We start from the raw sequence: 20,570 nt of genomic DNA, 5'->3' as shown, positions 1-20,570 counted from the left end.
CTCAGCGGCGGCCGAGCACCAGGGTGGTGAAGGCGCCGACGTGCACCCGGTCGCCCTCGCGCAGCGGCACCACGGTGTCGAGGGCGATGGGGTCGTCCGAGTAGTTGACCGTGGTGCCGTTGGTGGAGCCGGGGTCGAGGACCGACCAGCCGTCGCCGTCGGGCAGCGGGAGCAGCACCGCGTGCAGGTGCGACACCCCGGGGTCGAGGGGCGGGCCGGCGAGGTCGACCTGCGGCGGTGGGGTCGATCCGTGCACCCGGCGGCGCCCGATCCGGATCTCGGCGCCGACGAGCGGGATCTCCGCGCGCGGGTAGTAGTTCGGGAAGGTGACCTCGGCGATGTCGGGTCCCTCGCGGGCCACGACGCTCTCGTAGTAGCGCCGGTCCGCCTCGACGGCGACCACCCAGCCGTCGCCGTCCGACGGCGTGGCCGCCGGTGTCGCGGGTGCAGGCGGCGCGGCGGGAGCGGGCGCAGCCGGCGCGGCCGGCGCGGACCCGGAGACGACGAAGTCGTGCCCGTCCTCCTCGCAGAACCGCCCGGTGCGCGGGCTGCCGCACAGCGGGCACGCCTCACCCGGGTACGACGAGGCCTCACCCGCCGGGGCGGCCGGCACGGGGCCGGCGCCCGCCGGAGGCGCGGGGCTCTCCGCCGACCCCTCGATCGGGACGCCGCACTCGTCGCAGAAGTCCGGGGTCTCGGAGTCGTGCCCGTGGCGGCACCGCACGGTCACCCCTCCCGCACCCGCGCGGTCCGGGTGGAGCGGACGTCGAGGGTCATCTCGTCGGCCGCGGTGACCTCGCGACGCAGCCGCACACGGCCGGTGGCCGGGTCCTCCACCTCCACCACCCGGGCCAGCAGCGCCGAGGTCTCCTCGTGCCCGGACGCGGCGGCCAGCGCGACCGCGCGCCCGAGCCGGGCGGTCGCGGTGCGGACGTCGCCGGTGCGGCGGGCGTCGAGCCCCTCCTGGATGGCCTCGGCGAGCTCGGCCTGCCCGGTGTAGTGGGCGACGCGCCCGTTGAGGCGGGTGGACAGCGCCGAGTCGGGCGTCCAGGTCACCCGCACCCGCGTCTCGCCCAGCGGCGCGTCGGCGACCGACGGCGCGGCGACCCCGACCCGGGCCGCCAGGATCTCCTCGCCCGTCGCGAGCGGGTCGAGCGCGATCCGCAGGTGGTACTCGCGGGTCTCGTCGCCCCAGGCCCCGGTCGGGTACAGCCCGACCAGCGGCTTGGCCGGGTCCGGGGTGCGGCGGTCGGTGAGGTCCTCGACGGCGGGCGAGACCTGCTTGACCGAGGTGACGGTCGCGCCGCGCGGCGTCCACACCCGCAGCGCGACGTCGCCGGCGCCCTTGCCCATCGCCCGCCCGACGATGCCCTCGAAGTCGGCCGCGAGGTGCCCGGGCTCGGCGACGATGTCGGCGGTGCCGAGCAGCCGCGACGCGATGCCGCGCACCTCGTCGACCACCCAGTCGGTGCCGATCCCGCGGGCGTCGCAGGTGAACACCCCGTCGCAGGCGTCGAGGGCGGCGGCGAGGTCCTCGGGGGTCTCGTGCTCGTCGCGCCCGTCGGTCAGGACGATCGCGTGCCGCAGCCGGCGCGGGTGGGGCGCGAGCAGCCGCTGCGCGAGCCGCAGCCAGGTGCCGATCGCGGTGCCGCCGCTGGGGGACAGGTGGTCGACCGCCGCGTGGGCCTGGCGGCGGGTGATGCGGTCGAGGACCACCATGCGCTCGGAGCTCGGGAAGACCATCCGCGCGTCGTGGCGCCCGGCCACGACCGCGAACACCACGCCGTCGGGGAGGGCGTCGAGCGCGGCGCGGGTCGCCCGACGGGCGGCCCCGATCTTCGCGGCCGGGTCGCCCATCGAGCCCGAGCAGTCGATGACGATCACCTCGGCCGCGTCGGTGCTCGTCGTCGCGCCGCCCAGGCCCGCGGCGGTGACCGAGACGATGGCGTCGACCTCGCGGCCGCCGTCGGGCAGGTACTCGTTGTGGAACGCCTCCACCGTGAACGACGGCGCGGGCGTGCTCATGCCGGGCTCCCCTCCGGCGCGACGTCGACGACGACGAGGGTGGTGTTGTCCGTGCCGCCGTCGGAGAGCGCCGCCTCCAGCATGGCGCGCGCCGTGGTGGGCGGCCCGTCGGCGCGGACGAGCCGGGCGAGGTCGGCGGGGTGCGGCACGTGGTTCCAGAGGCCGTCGCTGCAGATCAGCAGGACCCCGGGCCGGTCGGCGGCGTGGGCGACGACGTGGGCCGGACCGGGCGGCCCGTCCGCGGCCACCCAGCGGGTGATCGCGTGGGCGCGGGGGTCGGCGTAGGCGGCCTCGGGCTCGAGCAGGCCGACCGCGACCGCCTCGGCCGCCCACGAGTCGTCGGTGGTCAGCACGCAGGAGGCGTCCGGCTCGTCGGGAACCAGCCAGTACGCGCGGCTGTCCCCGATCCACGACACCACCAGCACGTCGCCGACGACCATCCCCGCGACGTAGGTGCAGGCGGGGGAATCGCGCCCGGGCCCGCCGAGCGCGGAGACCGCGTCGACGGCCGCGTCGGCGCAGGCGTAGGCGAGCTCGGTGACGTCGACGCCGCCGGTGTCGGCCAGGCCCGGGTCGGCCGGGTCGGGGTGGGCGACGGCGTCGCGGGCGGTCGCGAGGACCGTCGCGCACGCCACCGCCGAGGCGGCCTCGCTGCCGGGCACCGAGCCGACCCCGTCGCAGACCACCCCGACCACCAGGTCGTGCGCGGTCCCCGCGAGCGGCAGGCGGACCAGCCCGAACGCGTCCTCGTTCGCCGGGCGGACCAGCCCGACGTCGGTCACCGCCGCCGCGCCCGGCACGAACCGCTCGGCGTGGTCGCGGTCGGCCGGGTCGTAGCCCAGCCCGTCGGGGTCGTCACCGGGGTCGTCGTCGCCGGGGTCGTCGTCGCCGGTGTCCCCGGGACCGGGCTCGAGGTCGGTGCTGTCGAGGTGCCCGTCGGGGAGCGGCTCGGTTCCCGGCGCCGCGGTGCGGGCGGTGACGGGCCGCGCCCGGGTGCCCTCCCGGACCGCGGGCGGCGGCCCCTCGGTGGCGGGCAGCTCCGCGCCGCAGCCCTCGCAGTACCGGTCGCCGGGCTCGCCGCGCTCGCCGCAGCTCTCGCAGGTGGCGCCGCCGGTCGTCGTCGTGCCCGGGCTCATCGGGCGGTCCACGGGCGGGCGTCGTTCGCGGCGTCGACCAGCGCGAACCGCTCGGCCGCCGTGCCCGCGAAGCGGGCCCGCAGCCGGTAGCGCTCCTCGATGCCCAGCCCCAGGCCGTGGTCGTCGAGGGAGCAGCCGAACAGGGTGTCGTCGGTCGGGGGGTCGTCGAGGCGGCGGGCGGCCTCGAGCACCGCGGTCTGCAGCTCCGCGGCGCGCAGCGCGTCGAGGTCGACCGTGCCGGCCCGTGCTCCCGCCTCCATGACCGTGGAGCGTGTCAGACCCGCGCCGTCCCGCGACTCGAGGAGGACGCGGACCGCGGCCACCCGGGCGTCCGCGGCGTGCACCGAGCTCGCCGGGACCTCGTCGAGGACGGCGACGGCGGCGTCAGGGTCGCCCGCGGCGGCGCGCAGCCGGGCGAGGGCGAACGCGGCGCCGGTCCAGGTGCGGTCGGTGCGCCAGATGTCGGCGAACCGCTCCGCCACCACCGGCCCGGCGACCCCGCCGTCGCGGCCCGCCCGGTACTCGCCGAGCGCCGCCAAACTGAACTCCGGGGCCGGCTCGCCGGGCAGCGCGTCGGCGACCTCGTCCACGAGCGCGGCCGCCGCGTCGGCGTCCCCGGTCGCGGCGGCGTGCCGGGCCCGCAGCCACGTCCACGTCCACTCGCCGGGCACGGCGTGCTCGGCGAGGGCCCGGCCGGCGGCCTCGACGTCGCCCGAGTCGAGGTGTGCGACGACGGCGGACAGCCGGGCCTGGTCGGTGTCGGGCGCGTCCTGGGCCGAGACGGCGGCGAGGACGGCCCGCGGGCCCTGTGCGGCGGCCGCCACGAGCTCGGGGGTCGCCGGGTCGTCCGGGTCGGGCAGCGGCGCGGGCATGGCGGCCGCGATCTCCTCCGGGGTGGCGGGGGCGTCGACGCCGGCCGACACCGGGGGTGAGGCGAACATCGTCGACAGCCGTGGTGGGGGTGTGGCGTCGTACGCGGTGAGGCGGCGCAGGACGCCGACCATCTGGTCGGCCATCTCGTCGATCGAGGCGAACCGCTGCGCCGGGTCGGGGTGCGTGGCCCGGGCGAGCAGGCGCCGCAGCGGTTCGTGGGCGAGGGCGGGGGCGTCGTGCGGGTCGGGCAGCCGCTCGCGCATCGTGCGGTGGAAGTCGAAGGTCGCGACGAGCACGGCGAGGGTCCGGCCCACGGTGTAGACGTCGGACGCGACCGAGGGGCCCGCGCCGTCGGGGGTGATCTCGGGGGCCTGGTAGCCGACGGTGCCCCACACGTCGCCGCCCGGGTCGTCGATCCGGCGGACCGCGCCGAGGTCGATGAGGGTGAGGTCGGTCCCGGTCTGCACGACGTTGTCGGGCTTGAAGTCGCAGTAGAGCAGCCCGCGCTCGTGCATGTGGGACAGCGCCGGCAGCACCTCGAGCACGTAGGCGAGGGCCTGCTCGGGGGGCATCGGCTCGTGCGGGTCGCGCATCGCCCGCAGCGACCGGCCGCCGAGGTACTCCATGACGATGTAGGTCGCGCCGTCGTCGCCGGTGACGACGTTGTAGATCCGCACGATGCGCGGGTGCACGAGCTGGGCGAGGAACCCCTGCTCCGCGTCGGCGGCCGCGAGCGCCGCCGCGTCGCCCGTGTCGAGCAACCCCTTGAGGACCACCCAGCGGTCGCGGACCTTCCGGTCGCGCGCGAGGTACACCCAGCCGAGCCCGCCGTGGGCGAGCGCCCCCAGGATCTCGTACTGCCCCGCCACGAGGTCGCCCCGCCGCAGCGTCGGGGTGAACGAGAACCGCGTGCCGCACTGCGGGCAGAAGCCCTCCGTGCGGCCCGGCCGCCCGTCCCGGCCGCGCCCGACCGGGGCGTCGCACACGCTGCAGTACCGGCTCGACTCCGGCACCACCGCCTCGGCCATCACGGCCTCGGCCGGGTCGGCCGCCGGCTCCGGGGTGATCTCGACGAGGCCGGCGCCGATCCGGCGGCGGCTCGACCCGGGGCGGGTCCGTCCCGACGGGGTCCGCCCCGACCCCGTCCGCCCGGACGGCGTGGCCCCCGAGCCCGGGTCGCTCGCCGTGGTGGCCGGCCCGGACGCGGCGGTGGCGGGACCCGCCGGGCCCGACGCCGCGGTGGCGGGACCCGACGAGGCCGGGACGGGCCCGGCGGACGCCGCCTCGGGCGCGCGCCCGCAGGTGTCGCAGTACCCGTCCTCCTCGATCTCCCCGTCGCAGCCGGGACGGGTGCACGCGCGCGTCACGTCCCCGCCTCCAGCGCCCGCTGGTAGGCCCGGACCGCGACGGTGGCCGCGGCGAGGTCGCACGGCGCGGTCCACAGCAGCTCCCGCGCCCGCGTGTGCAGCGCGTCGAGCGCGAGGTCCTCCCCGCGCCCCCGGGCCCCGGCCTTCGCCCGCAGCGCGCCGAGGCGTCCGCGGAGCTCCGCCCGCCGGTCGAGCAGCCCCTCGAGCACCGCGTGGTCGGCCGCCGCCCGCTCCCGCGCCGCGGCCGCGTCGGCGGCCGCCGTGGTGAACGCGGCCGTGGCCTCGTCCCAGCGACCGGCCCCGGCGAGGGCGTGCGCCTCGCGGACCGCCGACCGCAGCGCGGGTGCGCGACGAGCCGGCACCGGGAGCCCCGGCACCGCGACGACGAGCCGGGCGACCCGCGCGGCGACGTCCACGAGGGCGGACTCGGCGGCGGCGAGCCCGTCGATCGTCGTGGTCAGCTCGGCGACCCGGTCGTCCAGCCCGGTCCGCAGCGCCCGGGCCTCCGCCAGGTCCTCGCGGGCCCGCGCGAGGTCGGCCTCGACGTCGGCGAGCGCGGCGGCCGGGACCGGGGCCGCGGTCCCGGTGTGGGCCAGCGGGTCGGTGAGCACGGCGGCCCGCAGCGCCTCGAGCCGCGCCGCGAGCCCCGCGGCGTCGGCGACGCCCGGGAGGTCCGCCGCCCGCACCTCGTCGAGCGCGCGGTCCGCCGGCCCGAGCTGGGCGGCGACGGTGTCCCACACGGCCGCGACGTCGGCCACCACGCGGCTCACGGCGTCGAACGCCGCCGTCATCCGCGCGAGGAGGGCGTCCGCGCTGGTCCGGGTCACCTCCGAGGTCGGGCCGAGCAGCCCGCGACGCTGCAGCGGCACGGCCTCCTCGGCGACCGTGACCGCGTCGCCGTGCAGGGCCTCGTACGCGGCCGCGAGCTCGTCCCCCGACGGCTTGGCCCGGCTGCCCCGGGCCTCCCGGGCGGCGGCCACGGCGTGCCGGTAGAGCGCGAGGTCGCGGTGCAGCTCGGCCACGGTCGTGAGCGTCTCGTCCCGCCGGCGGGCGGACACGCCGGTGAACCCGCCGGGCCGCAGCAGGCCGTAGCCCGGGTGGGCCTCGAGGTCGACCAGCGCGGCGGAGGCGCGGGCGATCGCGTCCTGGGCGGCGTCGAGCTCGGCGTCCAGTCCGGCGCGGTCGGGCGTCACGGCACTCATCCCGCGTACTGCCCGGGCGGGGGCGGGGCCGGGGTCCCGCCGAAGGTGGCCGCGACGATCGCCGCCCAGGTCCCGTCGACCTTGATCCGGTCGAGGACGGCGTTGGTGAACCGCAGCAGGTCGGTGTTCTGCGGGGCCACCCCGATCCCGTAGGGCTCGGAGGCCAGCGCCTCGCCGCGCACCGCCACCCGGCGGTCCTCCAGCGCGTAGCCGGCGAGGATGGTGTCGTCGGTGGTGGCCGCGTCGACCTGGCCCTGCTGGAGCAGCACCAGGCAGTCGCTGTTCTGGGGGACGCCGACCACCACCGGCGGCTGCCCGTTCGTGCCCCGCACCGCCTGCAGCGTCGTGATCGACGTGGTGCCCGAGATCGAGCACACGGGCCGCCCGCCGAGCTGGGTGATGCTCGTGACCGGGGACACCGCGGGGACCGCGATCCGCTGCGCGGCGTCGTAGTAGACCGACGACATCCCGATCCGGCGCTTCCGCTCGCAGGTCACCGTCATCGCCTGCACCACCATGTCGACCGACCCCGACAGCAGGTTCGGGATGCGCTGGGCGGAGCTCTCGATGCGGAAGCGGATGCGGTTCGGGTCGCCGAAGATCGCCCGCGCCATCTCCTGGGCGATCCGGACGTCGAGCCCGGTCAGCACGCCGGAGCGCGGGTCGCGGTAGCTCAGCGGCACCGTGCTCTGGTCGATCCCGACGATGAGCGCCCCGCGCGCGACGATGCGCGCCATCGCCGTGCCGGCGGGCATCGCGCCGGGTGGCGGCTCCGGCGTGGGGGTGAGGCTCACCGCCGGGTCCCCGCAGCTCGTGTCCGTCGCCGCGGGCGGCGCCCCGGCGAGCACCGTCGTGCCCGAGGGCACCGGCCGCACGGGGACGACCGGGGGCGGCGCCGCGGCGCTCGAGCACCCCGCGAGCAGCACGACGAGCACGACCAGGGCCGCCGTCACCCCGGCGCGGCGCGTCCTCACCGGTACTCCTGCAGCCGTGGCCACACCCCGACGACGAGGCCCGCGGCGGCGACCAGGGTGAGTACCACGACGCCCACGGCGAGCAGCGTGGTCGCGGCGTCGGCGGTCGCGGCGTCGGAGGAGGCGGTGTCGGCCGTCGTCGTGATCGCCCGGTCGAGGGCGTCCTCGACCTGCTGGACCGAGCCCTGGCCGCCGGTCGGCGCCGTGGAGAGGGCGAGCGCGACCGCGCCGTCGTAGTCGCCCGCGACGTCGAGGGTGCGCGCCAGCTCGTGGGTGGTGATGCCCTGGCGGCCGATCGTGGTCGCGGTGGCGGCGTCGTCCGCGACCGGGCCGGGCCCAGCCTCGTCGCGGGCGCGGTCGAGCAGGCCCTGCCAGCCGTAGAGGGCGATGCTGCGGCGCACGTAGTCCTGCTCGTAGTCCCCGCCGGTGGAGCGGGCGACGAGCGTGAGCACCTCGTCGCTGCGCGACTGCAGCACCGCGAAGCGGGCCGCGACCAGCTCCCGGTTCGGCTCCGACCCGGCGTCGCGGGCCGAGGCGGTGAGCGCGGCGCAGACCCCGAGCGCGACCACGCCCCACACCAGCAGCACGGCGACCGCGGTACCGGCCAGCGCGACGCCCGGCGTCAGGCGGCGCTTCGTGCTGCGCGCGATCCGCCGGTGCAGGAGCCACACCGCGACGAGCGCGGCGACGACCGCCACCAGCGCGAGCACCGTCCACACCCCGCCGTCGGCGACCGCCTGGGCGTCGGCGAGCTCGGCGGCCTGGGCGTCGTAGAGCTGCTGGGCGGCCGGGAGCAGCGTGGTCTGCAGGAAGGCCGACGCCTCGCGCAGATAGGCCGAGCCGTAGGTGAGGCCCTGCCGGTCCGCCGTGCGCGCCGTCTCGACCAGCCCCGCGTAGACGGGCAGGCCGGAGGTGAGGGTGGCGACGGGGCCGGTGGCCGCGTCGCCCCCGGAGGCGGAGCCGACGACGGCGAGGGCGCGCCCGGCGGCGGCGAGGTCGGTCTGGTAGCGCAGCCGCAGCGACTCCGGCTCCCCGGCGCCGAGCAGGAACCCCTGGCCGGCGCTCGCGTCGGCGTCGGACAGGGCCCGGTAGAGCTCCTGGGCCGCCGCGGTGAGCGGGCCGCTCCGGGTGGTGACGTCCTCGGTCGCGGCCTGGGTCCGCAGCGTCGCCACCAGCGCGAGGACCCCGGCGACGAGGATCAGCAGGAGGGTGAGCGCGGCCGCCGTCGCGAGCCGGCCGACCCGTGTCCGGCGGGCCAGGTCGCGCGCCTCGGCCGCGCGCCGCCGCCAGGGACGGACCTCGTCAGCGCCCGCCGGGGGAGGCGTGCGCGCGGGAGCCGTGACGGTCATCGTCGCCCCCCTCCCTCGTGGCGGCGATGACGATAACCGAGGGGCCCGACGACGTGGAGAAGATCAGTACGGGGCGTAGGCCCAGCCCAGCGGGTGCTGGAAGTAGCCGATCGGGACGATCCCCACCTGGTGGTGGGCGCTAGAGGAGACGACCCGGCCGTCGCCGAGCGAGAGCGCGACGTGGCCGTCGGAGGAGGTGTCGTAGAAGACCATGGCGCCGCGCGGGGCGTTCTGCCAGTCCTTGTGCTGCTGCTGGGACTCCCAGTCCTCGATCGCGCTCGCGTAGTGGTGCTGCGTGCCGAACGCGTTCTCCACCGCCCGCTCGCAGTAGTTCTCGTACTGCGTCGAGCCGATCTTCGACTCGAAGCGGTCGATCGCGGCGTCGATCTTCTGCTGCTGGTGGGCCATCCCGGCCGCCTTGGTCAGCTCCGGGACGGTGGCCGCGGCGGAGGTCGGCGAGGCGCTGACCGGGGCCACCACGGACTTCGCCGAGTCGACGGCCGGGCTCGCGCCCGCGGTGAGGTGCAGGTCGGCGGTGACGGCGGCGGCCGAGGGGAGGTCGGGCAGGTCGCCCTGGGCGGCCTGGGACCCGACGAGGGCCGCGCCGACCGCGCCCGCGGCCAGGCCCAGCACGGTCGTCACCGGGTTCGCGGCCAGGAACGCGGCGCCTCGGGGGAGCGCCGAGCCGCCCGGGCCGGGGGAGCCGTACGCAGCAGCGGTCATGGTGCGGGGTCACCTTCTCTCGGGGCGGCCCGGTCGGGGGAGCTGGGGAGCGTGACCGGGTCGTGATCCGACCGGCGCACATTAGCAACCTTTCCGGCTCCCGTCCCCGACGACCCACCCCACTTTCCGGGGCGGATCCGTCGCGTTGACCTCGGCTTTGCCCCGCGCGGAGGCGGATCTGACCCCGCGCCGCCCGGGCCGTCCCGGTGGCCGGTGACCCCGGCCGTCGTCGTTAGCCTTTCCCCCGATGCCCGATCGAGCGATCCACCGACGAGAGGACCTCCGGTGTCGGCACACCTGAGCTGGCTCGAGGCGGCCGTCATCGGCGCGCTGCAGGGTGTGGCCGAACTGTTCCCGGTGTCCAGCCTCGGGCACTCGATCCTGCTGCCCGCCGTGATCGGCGGCTCGTGGGCCCGGGACCTCGACGTGGCCGCCCCCGACTCGCCGTACCTGGCGTTCATCGTCGGCCTGCACGTCGCGACGGCCCTGGCGATGATCGTCTACTTCTGGCGGGACTGGGTGCGCATCCTGCGGGGGCTGGCCACCAGCATCCGCGACCGGCGCGTCGAGACCACCGACCAGCGCCTGGCGTGGCTGCTCGTGATCGCGACGATCCCGGTCGGGCTCGCCGGGCTGGTGCTCGACCACGTGTTCCGGACGCTGCTCGCGAAGCCGGCGCCGACCGCGGTGTTCCTCATGATCAACGGGGCCCTGCTCCTCGCCGTGGAGGGGCTGGTGCGCCGCCGGGCCGCCGGCGGGGCGCACGCCGACCCCGACCCCGCGGCCCTCGAGGCGCCCACCGTGCGGCTCGACGCGCCGACCGAGGTGATGCGCCCGGGACGGGGCGGCGTCGGGGTGGCGACGGTCCCCACCGCCGAGGAGCGGTCCGACGCCCGGGTCGCGAAGCTCCCGCTGCTGACCGCCGTGCTGATCGGTGCCGCGCAGATCCTGGCGCTGCTGCCCGGGATCAGCCGCTCGGGCGCGACGATCGGGGCCGGGCTGCTCTCGAAGCTCTCCCACGAGGACGCGGCCCGCTTCGCCTTCCTGCTCGCGACGCCGGTGATCCTCGCGGCCGGGGTGCTCAAGCTCGGCGACCTCGTGGGCCCGGAGGGCGACGGCATCCGCGGCCAGGTGCTGCTGGGCAGCGTGCTCTCCGGGGTCGGCGCCTACCTGTCGGTGCGGTTCCTGACGAGGTACTTCGAGCACCGCTCGATGCGCCCGTTCGGCATCTACTGCATCGTCGCGGGCGCGGCCTGTCTCGTCTGGTTCACGCTCTAGGTGCGTTCCGCGCCCGTGAGCACAAAATGTCGGTATAGCGACATTTTCTGCTCACAGGGCCGAAGGCCACCTATTGCCAGCCGTACGACGACCGCAGCTCCCCGGCCACCCGGTCGAACCGGTCCTGCGGCATGACGGCGCCCTCGCGGCGGATGCCGTGCTCGGGCACCTCCAGCACACGGTCCAGCCGGACGTAGGAGTCCCGGCCCTCGCGGTCCCACGGCCCGGAGCCGATCGGCAGCCAGTTCGCGTCGTCCGCGCGGTGCCCCTGCGAGGAGAGCATCAGCCCGAGCAGCTCACCGGCCTCCGAAGCCCGCGCGACGACGAGCACCGGCCGGTCCTTGCCCTGCGACGCGTCCTCCTCGAAGGGCACCCACGTCCAGACGATCTCGCCCGGGTCGGCGGCGCCGTCGAGGTCGGGCGCGTAGGAGAGCCGTCGCGCGCGCTCGGAGGACGGCACGGTCCGCACGCCGCGCCCGTCCCCGTCGGGCAGCGGGGGAGGCGGGCCCGCCGGGGCCCGCCGGCCGCCGTCGTTCTCCGACGACGAGGTCAGCAGGTCGAGCCCGACCTGCACCGCACGGTTCACGAAGTCCCCGAAGCTCGGCACGGCGCCCAGCATGCCGTGCCGATCCGCGAGGGGAACATCCGGCCGCTCCACCCGCGCGAGGGGTCCCCTCGCGCGGTCACGGACGACGGGGGCCCGGGCCGGTCTGGCAGGGTCGCCCGGTGGCCGTGCTCCTCGTCGTCGTGGGCGCCATGCTGGCGGCGGTGCTGCTCGCGGGCGCCGGGGACCGCCTGCGCCTGCCCTGGCCGGTGCTGCTGCTCCTGCTGGGGGCCGCCGCGGCGTTCGTGCCCGGCATCGACCCGCCGGACATCGAGCCGGACCTGATCCTCCCGCTCTTCCTCCCGCCGCTGCTCTACGCGACCGCCCAGCGCACCTCGTGGGCCCTCTTCCGGGTGCGCTGGCGCACCATCGCGTTCCTCGCGATCGGCCTCGTGGTCGCCACGGTGGCCGCCGTGGCGGGCACGGTCGTCGCGCTGACCGGCGCCGGGGTGGCCGCGGCGCTGGCGCTGGGCGCGGCGGTCGCCCCGCCCGACCCGGTCGCCGTCGAGGCGGTGGCCGGCCCGCTGCGGGTGCCCCGCCGGCTGGTGGCGACGCTGCAGAGCGAGGGCCTGTTCAACGACGCCGTCGCGCTGGTCGTGTTCCAGACCGCGGTCGCGGCCGTCGTCGCCGGGAACGGGCTCGGGCCCCTCGGGCTGGGCCTGGGCTTCCTCTACGGCGCCGCCGTGGCCGTCGCGCTCGGCCTCGCCGCGGCCTGGCTCGCCCGACGGATCCTCGACCGGCTCACCGACGTCGTCGCCAGCAACGGCCTGACCCTCGTCCTGCCCTTCGCGGTCTACCTCGCCGCCGACGCGCTCCGGGCCTCCGGGGTCATCGCCGTCGTCGTCGCCGCCCTGCAGCTGCGCCAGCACTCCGACGCCGACGCGTCCGAGGCCCGGTTGACCGGCTCGGCGTTCTGGGCCGTCGTCGAGATGCTCGTGACCGGCGTGGCGTTCGCGCTGATCGGGCTCGAGCTGCGGACCGTCGTCGAGCAGGCCGACCGGTCGCTCGGCACGATCCTCGCCCACGCCGGGATCGTCTGCGCGGTCGTCGTCGGGGTGCGGGTGGTGTGGATGGGGTGCGCGCTGCTGGCCGTCCGCACGGGACGACCGACCCCCGCCGAGCGGGCGGTGCCGGCGACGGCGGGGGAGGCGCTCGTCCTGGCGTGGGCCGGGATGCGGGGGCTCGCCACGCTCGCCCTCGCACTGGCCCTCCCGACGACGCTGGACTCCGGCGCCCCGTTCCCCGACCGCGCCGAGTTCGTCATCATCGCCTGCTCGGTGCTGGTGGTGACCCTGGTGGGCCCGGGCCTGACGCTGCCCGTGCTGGTCCGGGTCCTCGGGCTCCGCGAGGACGCCGACGCGGCGGGCGCCGCCGAGCGGACGCTCGCCGGACGGGCCCGGCGGGCCGCGCTCGACGAGCTCGCCGCGATCGACCGCCGAACGGTGGGTGTCGACGACGAGCAGGGCGAGCAGGTCCTCGACGAGCTGCGGAGCCGGTTCGCCCGGGTGGGCGCGGCGCTCGCCGGCGACGACGCCCCGCGCCCGGACGACGGCGACGGCGACCGCGACGACGACTACCGGGAGCGGCTCGCGAAGCTCCGGCGCCGCCGCGAGCAGTGGTCCCGGCTGCAGGCCGTGGCGCTCGCGGCGGCGCGGCGGGAGGTACTGGCCGCCCGCGCCGAGCCGGGCACCGATCCCGAGGTCGCCGACCGGGTCCTGCGCCGCCTCGACGTCCGGAGCCTCCTGTGAGCAGCCCTCAGGTGCCCGGCACCCGGTAGCTGCCCTGCGCCGTCCCGGCCTTCTCGAGCACGGCGGGGAGGTCGCTCGGGGCGATCAGCTCGTGCGTCTCGAGGTTCTCCACCGCGTCGGTGCTCGCGACCGCGATCGAGATCGCGGCCATGGCCGCCGCGTCCGGGACGTCCGCGACCAGGAACCCGTCACGCTTCCCGAACATGTAGTACATCGACTCGATGTCGCCGCCGACCGACCGCGCCGTGGTCCGGACGGCCGCGAGGCGGTCGCTCGGGTTCTTGATCAGGTTCGCCCAGGTGTCGTTGGTGTAGTTGAAGAACAGGACGTACTTGGTCATGGGTCCACCTCCGCGCGGTCGTCCGGTGCGGTCCGTGACGTCCGACGGGGCGTCACTCGTCGTCACTGTCCCACCGGCGACGGGCGGCCGGATGCGCCGGACGAGTGGCCGGCGGAACCGGTGTCGTCACGCGGGAGTCACGAGGGGGTGGCCTCGGCGAGCGCGGCCAGCCAGACCGTGACGCCCTCCGCGCCGGCGTCGCGGTGCCCCCGCACCCGCTCGCCGAGGTAGCTCGACCGGCCGCGCCGCGGGTCCATCGTCGCCGTCGCCTCGGCGCCGGACCGCGCCGCCGCCAGGGCGTCGGCCACCGACCCGCCGTCGGCCAGGGCGTCGGCCGCGGGCACCAGGGCGTCCAGCATCGTCCGGTCGCCCGGCCGCGCGCCGCCCAGGTCGGCGACGCCCTCGGCGGCCGCGCGCAGCGTCGTCGCCCAGTCGCCGCCCTGCGCGAGGTGCTCCGCGGCGTGCAGCAGCCCCGTGGCGTAGAGCGGTCCCGAGGTCCCGCCGATCGCGCGGCGCACGGTGGCCGCGACCCCCTGCAGCGTCGCCACCGGGTCGTCGAGCGCGTAGGACCCGAGGGCCTCCTGCACCGCCGACGCCCCCCGGTCCAGCGAGGTGCCGAGGTCGCCGTCCCCGGTGGCGGTGTCCAGCTCGGTGAGGTGCGGCTCGGCCTCGCGCACCGCGGCGCAGACCGCCTCCAGCAGGGTGCGCACCCGCTCCGCGCCGGGCCCGGCGACCCCCGACGCTCCCGACGGTGCCGCCGTCCCGTCGGAGGCCGGCGCGGGCACCGTCGGGAGCCCGCCGGTCACCACCCCGGCCCCGGACGGCCACGCCGCCGACCGGGCGGGCGCGTCGAGCAGCGCCAGCCGCTCGTCGTCGAGCGCCATCACCGCGATCGACGCGCCGGCCATGTCGATCGAGGACAGGAAGGTCCCCGCCCACGCCCGCTCGACGGTGATCCCGCGCTCCTCCAGGTGCTCGAGCGCCCGGCGCAGCAGGATCTGCAGCTCCATCGGCGGGGTCGCCCCGGTGCCGTTGACCAGCACCGCCACCCGCGAGCCGACGGACAGGCCGCGGTCGGTGCAGATCGTGTCGACGAGCTCGTCGACCAGGTCGTCCGCGGGCCGCAGCTCCTCCCGGCGGACCCCCGGCTCCCCGTGGATACCCAGCCCGACCTCGACCTCGGAGGCGTCGAGGGTGAACCCCGGCTCGCCCGCGGCCGGCACGGTCGCCGCCGAGAGCGCCACCCCCATGGTCCCGACGGCGGCCGCGGCGGCCCGGGCGGCCCCGGCCACCTCGGGCAGCGCGTCGCCCCGCTCGGCGGCGGCCCCGGCCACCTTCGTCACCAGCACGGTCCCGGCGAGCCCCCGCCGGCCCGCGGTGACCTCGTCGTCGGCGTCGAGGGCGACGTCGTCGGCGACGGTCACCATCTCGGTCGCGATGTCCTCGGCCCGCGCGAGCTGGGCGGCGAGCCCGAAGTTCAGCCGGTCGCCGGTGTAGTTCATGACGACGAGCAGCGCGCCCGGGCCGCCCGGCGCGGCGAGGGCTCGGAGGCCGGTGAGCACCGCGTCGGTGCTCGGCGAGGCGAACACCTCGCCGCACACCGCACCCGCGAGGTGCCCGGGGCCGACGTAGCCCGCGTGGGCGGGCTCGTGGCCCGACCCGCCGCCCGCGAGCACCGCGACGTGGTCGCGGGGGAGGTCGGTGCGGACGAGCACCGCCGTGTCCTCGACGAGCGCCGCGCCCGTGGTCGCGCGGGCGACGCCCTCGAGCGCCTCCCGGACGACGTCCGCCGGCTTGTTGATCAGCTTCTTCACCGGCGCGGGGTGCCCTCCTCACCCGTTCACCACCCGTGCTCACCCGGCCGGCCCCGAACCGGGGGGTTCGGTCGCGCGGAACCTGGGGACAAGACCGACCCCGGACGAGTGAGGCGGAGGCGCGTGATGGGCACGCACGCAGGAGGTCGGACCGGCCCGGCCACCGGCGCGCACCACGCCGTGGCCCCCCGCCCGTGGCGCCGCCGTCTCCCGCTGCTGCTCGCCGTACTGGCCGGGGTCGTGCTGCTGGCCGTCGGGCTCCTCGTCGGACGCCTCACGGCCCCGGGCACGCCGGCGCCCGCCGTCGTCGAGACCACGCCGACGGCCCCGGCGGCGTCCTCCTCGACGCCGGCCGCCTCGCACCCGACGCTGCTCGGGCAGGTCGTGCGCGTCGACTCCGGCGACGAGGTCATGGTGCGCGTCGACGGCGCGGACCAGCCGATCGCGATCCTCGGGATCACCGCGCCCCGCCCCGCCGGCCCCCAGCGCACCACCGGCGAGTGCGGCGCGGCCGCCGCGCTGCGCTTCGCCGACCAGCGGCTGTCCGGGCAGACCGTCACGCTCGTCCCGGACCCGACGGTGCCCGAGCTCGACGACCACGGCCGCCGGCTGGCCTACGTGGTGCTGTCGAGCCAGCTGAACTTCACCGACGCGGCCCTGCTCGCCGGGGTCGTGACCGCCGAGACCGACCGCCCGCTCTGGTACGCCCCGGTCTTCGCCCGCGAGCAGGCGCAGGCGGTCGCCGACGGCGTCGGGCTCTGGGGCGCCCCGTGCCGTGCCACCCCGGGCCGGCCGCTCCCCGCGGGCAGTTGACGCGCGTGACGCGCGGCACCGGGACACGTGGTCGTCACACCCGCCCGGCAGCATCGGCGGCCATGCCGGAGATGCACGTGCGCCTGCGCTGGCCCGACGGGACCCGGGAACGGGTGTACTCGCCCTCGCTCGTGCTCGCCGAGCACCTCGCCGAGGGCACGGCCTACCCGCTGGACGACTTCGCACGGCGCAGCCGCGAGGCGCTCACCGAGGCGAGCGAGCGCGTCCGCGCGAAGTACGGCGTGCCCTGCGGCCTCGCGGCGGCGTCACTCGCCGGGATCGAGGCGCGGGTGGCGCGGTACGCGCAGGGGGACGGCGGCGAGGTCGTCGTCGAGGCCGTGGAGACCTGACGGCCCCCTGCTCGACCCGCTCAGCGGCGTCCGCCGCCGAGGGCGCCGCCCACCAGCCCGTCGACCCCGTGCAGCACCCCGTCGACGAGGTCGGTGGGCCGCGGCGTCGTGGTGTCCTCGGGGTCCTGGTCGTCGTCCGCCGGCTCCGTCGTTGTCGTCGGCGCGGAGTGCGTGGTGCGGGTGGTGTGCGTGGTCGTCGTCGGCGCGGGCCGCTGCGTGGGCCTGCTCGCGGGGGCGGCCTGGCGGACCGGGGCCGCCGCCGTGGTGCGACGCGACGGGTGCGACGTGCTCTGCTCGACGGGGGCGTCCGAGGTCGGCGCCGCGCTCGGCGCGTCCCCCGACGGCGGGCTCGCCGGCGCCACCATCGGCGGCACCGCCGCGACGTCCGGGTCCGGCACGCCCACCGTGGCGCCACCCGGCACGATCACGGCGGGCCGCGCGGAGTCGGCGATCTCGGCGACCGGTCCCGAGGTGGCGAGGGCGACCGTCCCGGCGAGCAGCGCGCTCGCCGCCAGCGCGCCGAGCACCAGGATCCCGCGGGTGCCGGTGGCGCGCGGGCCACGACGACGGCGGGTGGGGGCGCGGCGCCCCCGGGTCGGGAGCCACGGCCCGACGGGGCCGCCGGACCGCGACGGGGCCGAGGTCGTCACTCCCGGTCCCGCAAGCACCGAGGGCACGGCGAGGGGCTCGGTCGCCACGAGGGCGTGGCGCAGCGCCGCGGCGACCGCGCCCGCTCCGGGCCGCTCGTCGGGATCGGGGCGGGTCATGGCGGACAGGAGGTCGGTGACGTCGCGGGGCAGCCCGCGCGGGACCGTCGGGTCGCGGTCGAGACGCGCCTGGGCGGAGGACAGCGGGTCGCCCGGGAACGCCCGGCGCCCGGTGAGCGCCTCGATGAGCACCAGGCCGAGGGCGTAGACGTCCGCGCCGGTCCCGGCGTGCTCGCCGCGCACCTGCTCGGGGGCGAGGTAGGGCGCGGCGCCGACGGTGAGCCCGGTGTCGGTGATGCGGGGGGCGTCGGCCACGAAGGCGACGCCGAAGTCGGAGAGGTGCGCGCGGCCGTCGACGTCGTAGAGGACGTTGGCCGGGGTGACCGCCCGGTGCAGCACTCCGCCGCGGTGGACGTGGTCGAGGGCACCGGCCACGGTGCCGGCCGTCCGGAGAGCCTCGGGCAGGGCCAGGCCGCCCGACTCCTCGCCGTGCTCGTGCAGCCGCTCCGCCAGGGACCCGCCGTCGAGCAGCGCCATGACGACGAACGCCCGGCCGTCGTGCTCGTCGACGTCGTACACCGGCACGAGCCCGGGGTGGTCCATCCGCGCCAGGAGGCTCAGCTCGCGACGGGCCCGCGGGTCCGCCTCGACCCGGAACGTCTTCACCGCCGCGTCGCGGCCCAGGAGCGTGTCGTGGGCGCGGAAGACCGACGAGCCGACCCCGCGGCCGATCACCGGCCCCACCTCGTACCGCGCGGCGAGGCGGTCCGGCAGAGCGGGGATGCCCACCGTCGTCATCCGGGTCGACCTCCAGCCGTCGCGCCCGATCACCGTCCCATGTCATTCCCCCGTGCGGCCCACGTCCACACGTCCTTTCGCTCGATCATGTGAGAAAGGTCGCGGGCGACCGATCCGGGGAGGCGCGCTTCTGAATCGTTGACAGAACTTGCAGTGGCGAGTAGAACTTTTCGCGGGCCGCCCGACGACGGGTCGCGCGCGGTCTGCACAGAACGAGCAGTACCGGGTCTCCCGGGAACGACCGCAAGGACGCGACGGAGCCGTGGGCGCCGAGAACCTCGAGGACGAGGACGTACCCGCCCTGACCACTGGTCAGGCCGCGGGTGTCATCGGGGTTCAACCGGCCTTCCTCCGCAGTCTGGACGCGGGTCAGATGCTGCGCCCGGTGAGATCGGCGGGCGGGCACCGGCGCTGGACGCGCCGTCAGCTGGCCCTCGCCGCCAGGGTGCGGGCGCTCTTCGACGAGGGGTTCACCCTCACCGCGGCCTGGAAGGTCGTCTCCCTCGAGGACCGGGTGGACGAGGTCACGCACGAGCGCGACCTCGCCCGGGCCGAGCTGGAGCGCACCAGGCGGGAACTCGCCAGGGTGCGCCGGGACTCGGCCGAGGAAGTGGCCCGTGCCGAGCCCACCGCTCGGACCGGGTCGTCCGGGGGCGTCCACCGCGCACCCGGGCTCCGCGATGCGACCGGGCCCGCCCCGGCCACCGCATGATCGTCGACCACCCCTGCGACCACCACGGACATCACCTCACCATGAAGCTCATCGACCCCACCCGCACCCACGGCCCGGCCCTGCTCCGCCGCCCGATGCCGCCCTCGCTCGCCCGGATCCCGCTCGTGGACCTGTGCACCTGCAAGCACCCGCGCGAGGCGCACGAGCACTACCACTCCGCGACGGACTGCGCGCAGTGCGACTGTCGCGCGTTCGCGCGCTGGGAGCCGGCCACGATCTGAGGCTCCGTACCCCGACGGCCCCCGTACGCCCCGGCGTCCGGGGGCCTCGTCGTGTCGGGGGTGACGCGCGCTCCACGGCGTCCTCGCCTCCGGACGCCTACTCTCGATCTCGTGACCACTCTGGACGAACCGGCACGAACCGGGCAGGAGCGGATCCCACCGGCTCCCCCCACCGGTCCCCGGGCGCTCGTCGTCGGCGCCGGGATCGCCGGTCTCGCCGCTGCGACGTCCCTGCACCGCGCCGGCTGGCGGGTCACGGTGTGCGAGCGCGCCCCGGCGCGGCGCACCGGCGGGTACTTCGTGCGCCTCGCCCGGGAGGGCGTCGAGGCCGCCGCGCGGCTCGGGGTCGAGGAGTCGCTGCGCAGCCGGCTGCCGTCCGACGGCGTCATCACCGGCGTCGACGGGCGCGGCCGGACGACCTCCCGGGTCGGGGCGGACGTCGTCGAGGACGGGGTGGGCCTTGCCCTCGTGCGCGGCGACCTCGAGGCCGCGCTGTGGGAGGGCCTGCCCGACGAGGTCGAGGTCCGGTTCGCGACGGCGCCCCGCGCGGTCTCGCCCGCGCACGGGACCGTCGTGCTGGACACCGCCGACGGCGGCGGGACCACCGAGCGCTGGGACCTCGTGGTGGGCGCCGACGGCGTCCGCTCCACGGTCCGCGATCTCGTGTTCGGGCCGGAGGAGGACTTCCGCCACGACTTCGACCACGTCGTGGTGTCGGCCGTCCTCCCGCGGCTGCCCGGGGGGCTCGTCGAGGGCGACTACGTCGTCCTGGTCGAGCCCGGCCGCAGCGCCCACCTCATGGCGATGGCGGGCCACGACCCGGTCGTGTTCTTCACCTATCGCGCCGACCACCCGCGGGCCCGGGGCACCTCGCCGACGACGCGGCCCGAGGCGGCCCTCCGCGCGGTCTACGGCGACTTCCGGGGCCTCATGCCCGAGATCCTCGCGCTGGTCGCCCGGGCGGGCACCACGCACGCGGACACCGTGGGACAGATCCACCTCGAGCGCTGGAGCCGCGGGCGCGTCGTGCTCCTGGGCGACTCGGCGTGGTGCCCGACCCTGTACTCCGGGCACGGGTCGGCGCTGGCCCTCTCCGGCGGGGAGAGCCTGGGGCGCCACCTCGCGGTCACCGACGGCGCGGTGCCCGACGTGCCCGCCGCGCTGCGGGCCTGGGAGGCCGAGTGCCGGCCGGGCACGGACGTCGCCCGCACCGCGGCCCGGCGCGCCCGCCACTTCTTCCTGCCCGACAACCGGGTGGTCACCGCCGTGCGCCAGGCCGCGCTCCGGACGATCTCGGAGCCGTGGGTCGCCCGCCTCCTGCGGGCGGTCTCGCGCCGGGCAGGGCGTACCGGGGCGCCGGAACGGGTTCTCCACGACGACGTTCACCCGACGGTCACCGGCTCGTCCGACCGCCGGAGGGGCGTGGCTCCGTAAGCTGTCGTTCGATCGGGCGTGGAGGGGCGCCGACTACGCTGGGCTGTCCGGTGGCGGGCGGCGGGGACGACACGTCGCCCG

Annotated in this window: 19 protein-coding genes; 7 read left to right on the top strand and 12 right to left on the bottom strand. The window is 77.2% G+C overall.

Features of this window, described 5'->3' with window-relative positions:
* Position 1 precedes the first annotated feature (1 nt).
* From HH311_RS21640 to HH311_RS21605, 8 genes are all read right to left on the bottom strand, one after another.
* A complete protein-coding gene (locus tag HH311_RS21640) occupies positions 2–730 on the bottom strand; it encodes an FHA domain-containing protein (RefSeq protein WP_169185767.1) in 729 nt (242 codons plus the stop codon).
* Complete coding sequence (locus HH311_RS21635) at positions 727–2,025, bottom strand: VWA domain-containing protein (RefSeq protein ID WP_169185766.1); 1,299 nt, start codon at positions 2,023–2,025, stop codon at positions 727–729. Before HH311_RS21635 ends, HH311_RS21640 begins: the two co-directional genes overlap by 4 nt.
* Positions 2,022–3,161 carry a PP2C family serine/threonine-protein phosphatase gene (locus HH311_RS21630; protein ID WP_169185765.1) on the bottom strand — a complete coding sequence of 380 codons (1,140 nt, stop codon included), beginning with the start codon at positions 3,159–3,161 and terminating at the stop codon, positions 2,022–2,024. Before HH311_RS21630 ends, HH311_RS21635 begins: the two co-directional genes overlap by 4 nt.
* Positions 3,158–5,401, bottom strand: coding sequence for a tetratricopeptide repeat protein (locus HH311_RS33475; protein WP_169185764.1), 2,244 nt, complete (start codon positions 5,399–5,401; stop codon positions 3,158–3,160). The genes HH311_RS21630 and HH311_RS33475 overlap by 4 nt, the downstream gene beginning before the upstream one ends.
* On the bottom strand, positions 5,398–6,603 hold the full coding sequence (locus HH311_RS21620) for a hypothetical protein (RefSeq protein WP_169185763.1): 1,206 nt from the start codon (positions 6,601–6,603) through the stop codon (positions 5,398–5,400). Before HH311_RS21620 ends, HH311_RS33475 begins: the two co-directional genes overlap by 4 nt.
* Complete coding sequence (locus tag HH311_RS21615; protein ID WP_169185762.1) at positions 6,600–7,577, bottom strand: glutamate ABC transporter substrate-binding protein; 978 nt, start codon at positions 7,575–7,577, stop codon at positions 6,600–6,602. The genes HH311_RS21620 and HH311_RS21615 overlap by 4 nt, the downstream gene beginning before the upstream one ends.
* Positions 7,574–8,926, bottom strand: a complete 1,353-nt coding sequence (locus tag HH311_RS21610; protein ID WP_169185761.1) for a hypothetical protein — start codon at positions 8,924–8,926, stop codon at positions 7,574–7,576. Before HH311_RS21610 ends, HH311_RS21615 begins: the two co-directional genes overlap by 4 nt.
* A gap of 63 nt (positions 8,927–8,989) precedes the next feature.
* Complete coding sequence (locus HH311_RS21605; protein ID WP_169185760.1) at positions 8,990–9,649, bottom strand: hypothetical protein; 660 nt, start codon at positions 9,647–9,649, stop codon at positions 8,990–8,992.
* A 285-nt stretch (positions 9,650–9,934) separates the two neighbouring features.
* Here HH311_RS21605 and HH311_RS21600 point away from each other — a divergent pair, with 285 nt between their 5' ends.
* Positions 9,935–10,927 carry an undecaprenyl-diphosphate phosphatase gene (locus HH311_RS21600; protein ID WP_169185759.1) on the top strand — a complete coding sequence of 331 codons (993 nt, stop codon included), beginning with the start codon at positions 9,935–9,937 and terminating at the stop codon, positions 10,925–10,927.
* Between the two features lie 70 nt (positions 10,928–10,997).
* On the opposite strand, the gene HH311_RS21595 is transcribed toward HH311_RS21600, so the two are convergent.
* Positions 10,998–11,534 carry a type II toxin-antitoxin system PemK/MazF family toxin gene (locus HH311_RS21595; protein ID WP_312030306.1) on the bottom strand — a complete coding sequence of 179 codons (537 nt, stop codon included), beginning with the start codon at positions 11,532–11,534 and terminating at the stop codon, positions 10,998–11,000.
* 119 nt (positions 11,535–11,653) lie between these two features.
* Between HH311_RS21595 and HH311_RS21590 the strand changes: the two genes are divergently transcribed.
* Positions 11,654–13,279: a cation:proton antiporter gene (locus HH311_RS21590; protein ID WP_169185757.1), complete on the top strand. Its 1,626-nt coding sequence runs from the start codon at positions 11,654–11,656 to the stop codon at positions 13,277–13,279.
* A gap of 7 nt (positions 13,280–13,286) precedes the next feature.
* On the opposite strand, the gene HH311_RS21585 is transcribed toward HH311_RS21590, so the two are convergent.
* Together HH311_RS21585 and HH311_RS21580 are read right to left on the bottom strand one after the other, a co-directional pair.
* Positions 13,287–13,619 (bottom strand): GYD domain-containing protein, encoded by a 333-nt coding sequence (locus HH311_RS21585; RefSeq protein WP_169185756.1) that lies wholly within the window; start codon positions 13,617–13,619, stop codon positions 13,287–13,289.
* A gap of 137 nt (positions 13,620–13,756) precedes the next feature.
* A complete protein-coding gene (locus tag HH311_RS21580; protein WP_169185755.1) occupies positions 13,757–15,433 on the bottom strand; it encodes a dihydroxyacetone kinase family protein in 1,677 nt (558 codons plus the stop codon).
* Positions 15,434–15,559: 126 nt separating this feature from the next.
* Here HH311_RS21580 and HH311_RS21575 point away from each other — a divergent pair, with 126 nt between their 5' ends.
* Both HH311_RS21575 and HH311_RS21570 read left to right on the top strand, forming a co-directional pair.
* Complete coding sequence (locus HH311_RS21575; protein WP_169185754.1) at positions 15,560–16,246, top strand: thermonuclease family protein; 687 nt, start codon at positions 15,560–15,562, stop codon at positions 16,244–16,246.
* 62 nt (positions 16,247–16,308) lie between these two features.
* Positions 16,309–16,596, top strand: a complete 288-nt coding sequence (locus HH311_RS21570) for an MSMEG_0570 family nitrogen starvation response protein (protein ID WP_169185753.1) — start codon at positions 16,309–16,311, stop codon at positions 16,594–16,596.
* Between the two features lie 20 nt (positions 16,597–16,616).
* Here the strand turns inward: HH311_RS21570 and HH311_RS21565 are convergent, their stop codons facing one another.
* Positions 16,617–18,101 carry a serine/threonine-protein kinase gene (locus tag HH311_RS21565; RefSeq protein ID WP_169185752.1) on the bottom strand — a complete coding sequence of 495 codons (1,485 nt, stop codon included), beginning with the start codon at positions 18,099–18,101 and terminating at the stop codon, positions 16,617–16,619.
* Positions 18,102–18,363: 262 nt separating this feature from the next.
* On the opposite strand from HH311_RS21565, the gene HH311_RS21560 reads away from it, so the two are divergent.
* The 3 genes from HH311_RS21560 to HH311_RS31070 all read left to right on the top strand — a co-directional run bounded on the left by HH311_RS21560 (position 18,364) and on the right by HH311_RS31070 (position 20,489).
* On the top strand, positions 18,364–18,813 hold the full coding sequence (locus tag HH311_RS21560; RefSeq protein WP_169185751.1) for a MerR family transcriptional regulator: 450 nt from the start codon (positions 18,364–18,366) through the stop codon (positions 18,811–18,813).
* 41 nt (positions 18,814–18,854) lie between these two features.
* A complete protein-coding gene (locus HH311_RS21555) occupies positions 18,855–19,055 on the top strand; it encodes a hypothetical protein (protein WP_169185750.1) in 201 nt (66 codons plus the stop codon).
* Between the two features lie 111 nt (positions 19,056–19,166).
* A complete protein-coding gene (locus tag HH311_RS31070) occupies positions 19,167–20,489 on the top strand; it encodes an FAD-dependent oxidoreductase (RefSeq protein ID WP_211190601.1) in 1,323 nt (440 codons plus the stop codon).
* The last annotated feature ends 81 nt before the right edge of the window (positions 20,490–20,570 follow it).

Source organism: Actinomycetospora sp. TBRC 11914, from assembly GCF_012933465.1.
Classification (GTDB): domain Bacteria; phylum Actinomycetota; class Actinomycetes; order Mycobacteriales; family Pseudonocardiaceae; genus Actinomycetospora.
Note: the sequence above shows the minus strand (reverse complement) of the source record. Positions and strands in the feature narration are given on the sequence as shown.

Excerpts from the sequence above, each read along its gene's own strand:
- HH311_RS21635 (WP_169185766.1), bottom strand. The coding sequence starts at position 2,025 with ATGAGCACGCCCGCGCCGTCGTTCACGGTGGAGGCGTTCCACAACGAG.
- HH311_RS21630 (WP_169185765.1), bottom strand. The coding sequence starts at position 3,161 with ATGAGCCCGGGCACGACGACGACCGGCGGCGCCACCTGCGAGAGCTGC.
- HH311_RS21585 (WP_169185756.1), bottom strand. The coding sequence starts at position 13,619 with ATGACCAAGTACGTCCTGTTCTTCAACTACACCAACGACACCTGGGCG.
- HH311_RS21610 (WP_169185761.1), bottom strand. The coding sequence starts at position 8,926 with ATGACCGTCACGGCTCCCGCGCGCACGCCTCCCCCGGCGGGCGCTGAC.
- HH311_RS21605 (WP_169185760.1), bottom strand. The coding sequence starts at position 9,649 with ATGACCGCTGCTGCGTACGGCTCCCCCGGCCCGGGCGGCTCGGCGCTC.
- HH311_RS21620 (WP_169185763.1), bottom strand. The coding sequence starts at position 6,603 with ATGAGTGCCGTGACGCCCGACCGCGCCGGACTGGACGCCGAGCTCGAC.
- HH311_RS21555 (WP_169185750.1), top strand. The coding sequence starts at position 18,855 with ATGAAGCTCATCGACCCCACCCGCACCCACGGCCCGGCCCTGCTCCGC.
- HH311_RS21575 (WP_169185754.1), top strand. The coding sequence starts at position 15,560 with ATGGGCACGCACGCAGGAGGTCGGACCGGCCCGGCCACCGGCGCGCAC.
- HH311_RS21570 (WP_169185753.1), top strand. The coding sequence starts at position 16,309 with ATGCCGGAGATGCACGTGCGCCTGCGCTGGCCCGACGGGACCCGGGAA.
- HH311_RS21565 (WP_169185752.1), bottom strand. The coding sequence starts at position 18,101 with ATGACGACGGTGGGCATCCCCGCTCTGCCGGACCGCCTCGCCGCGCGG.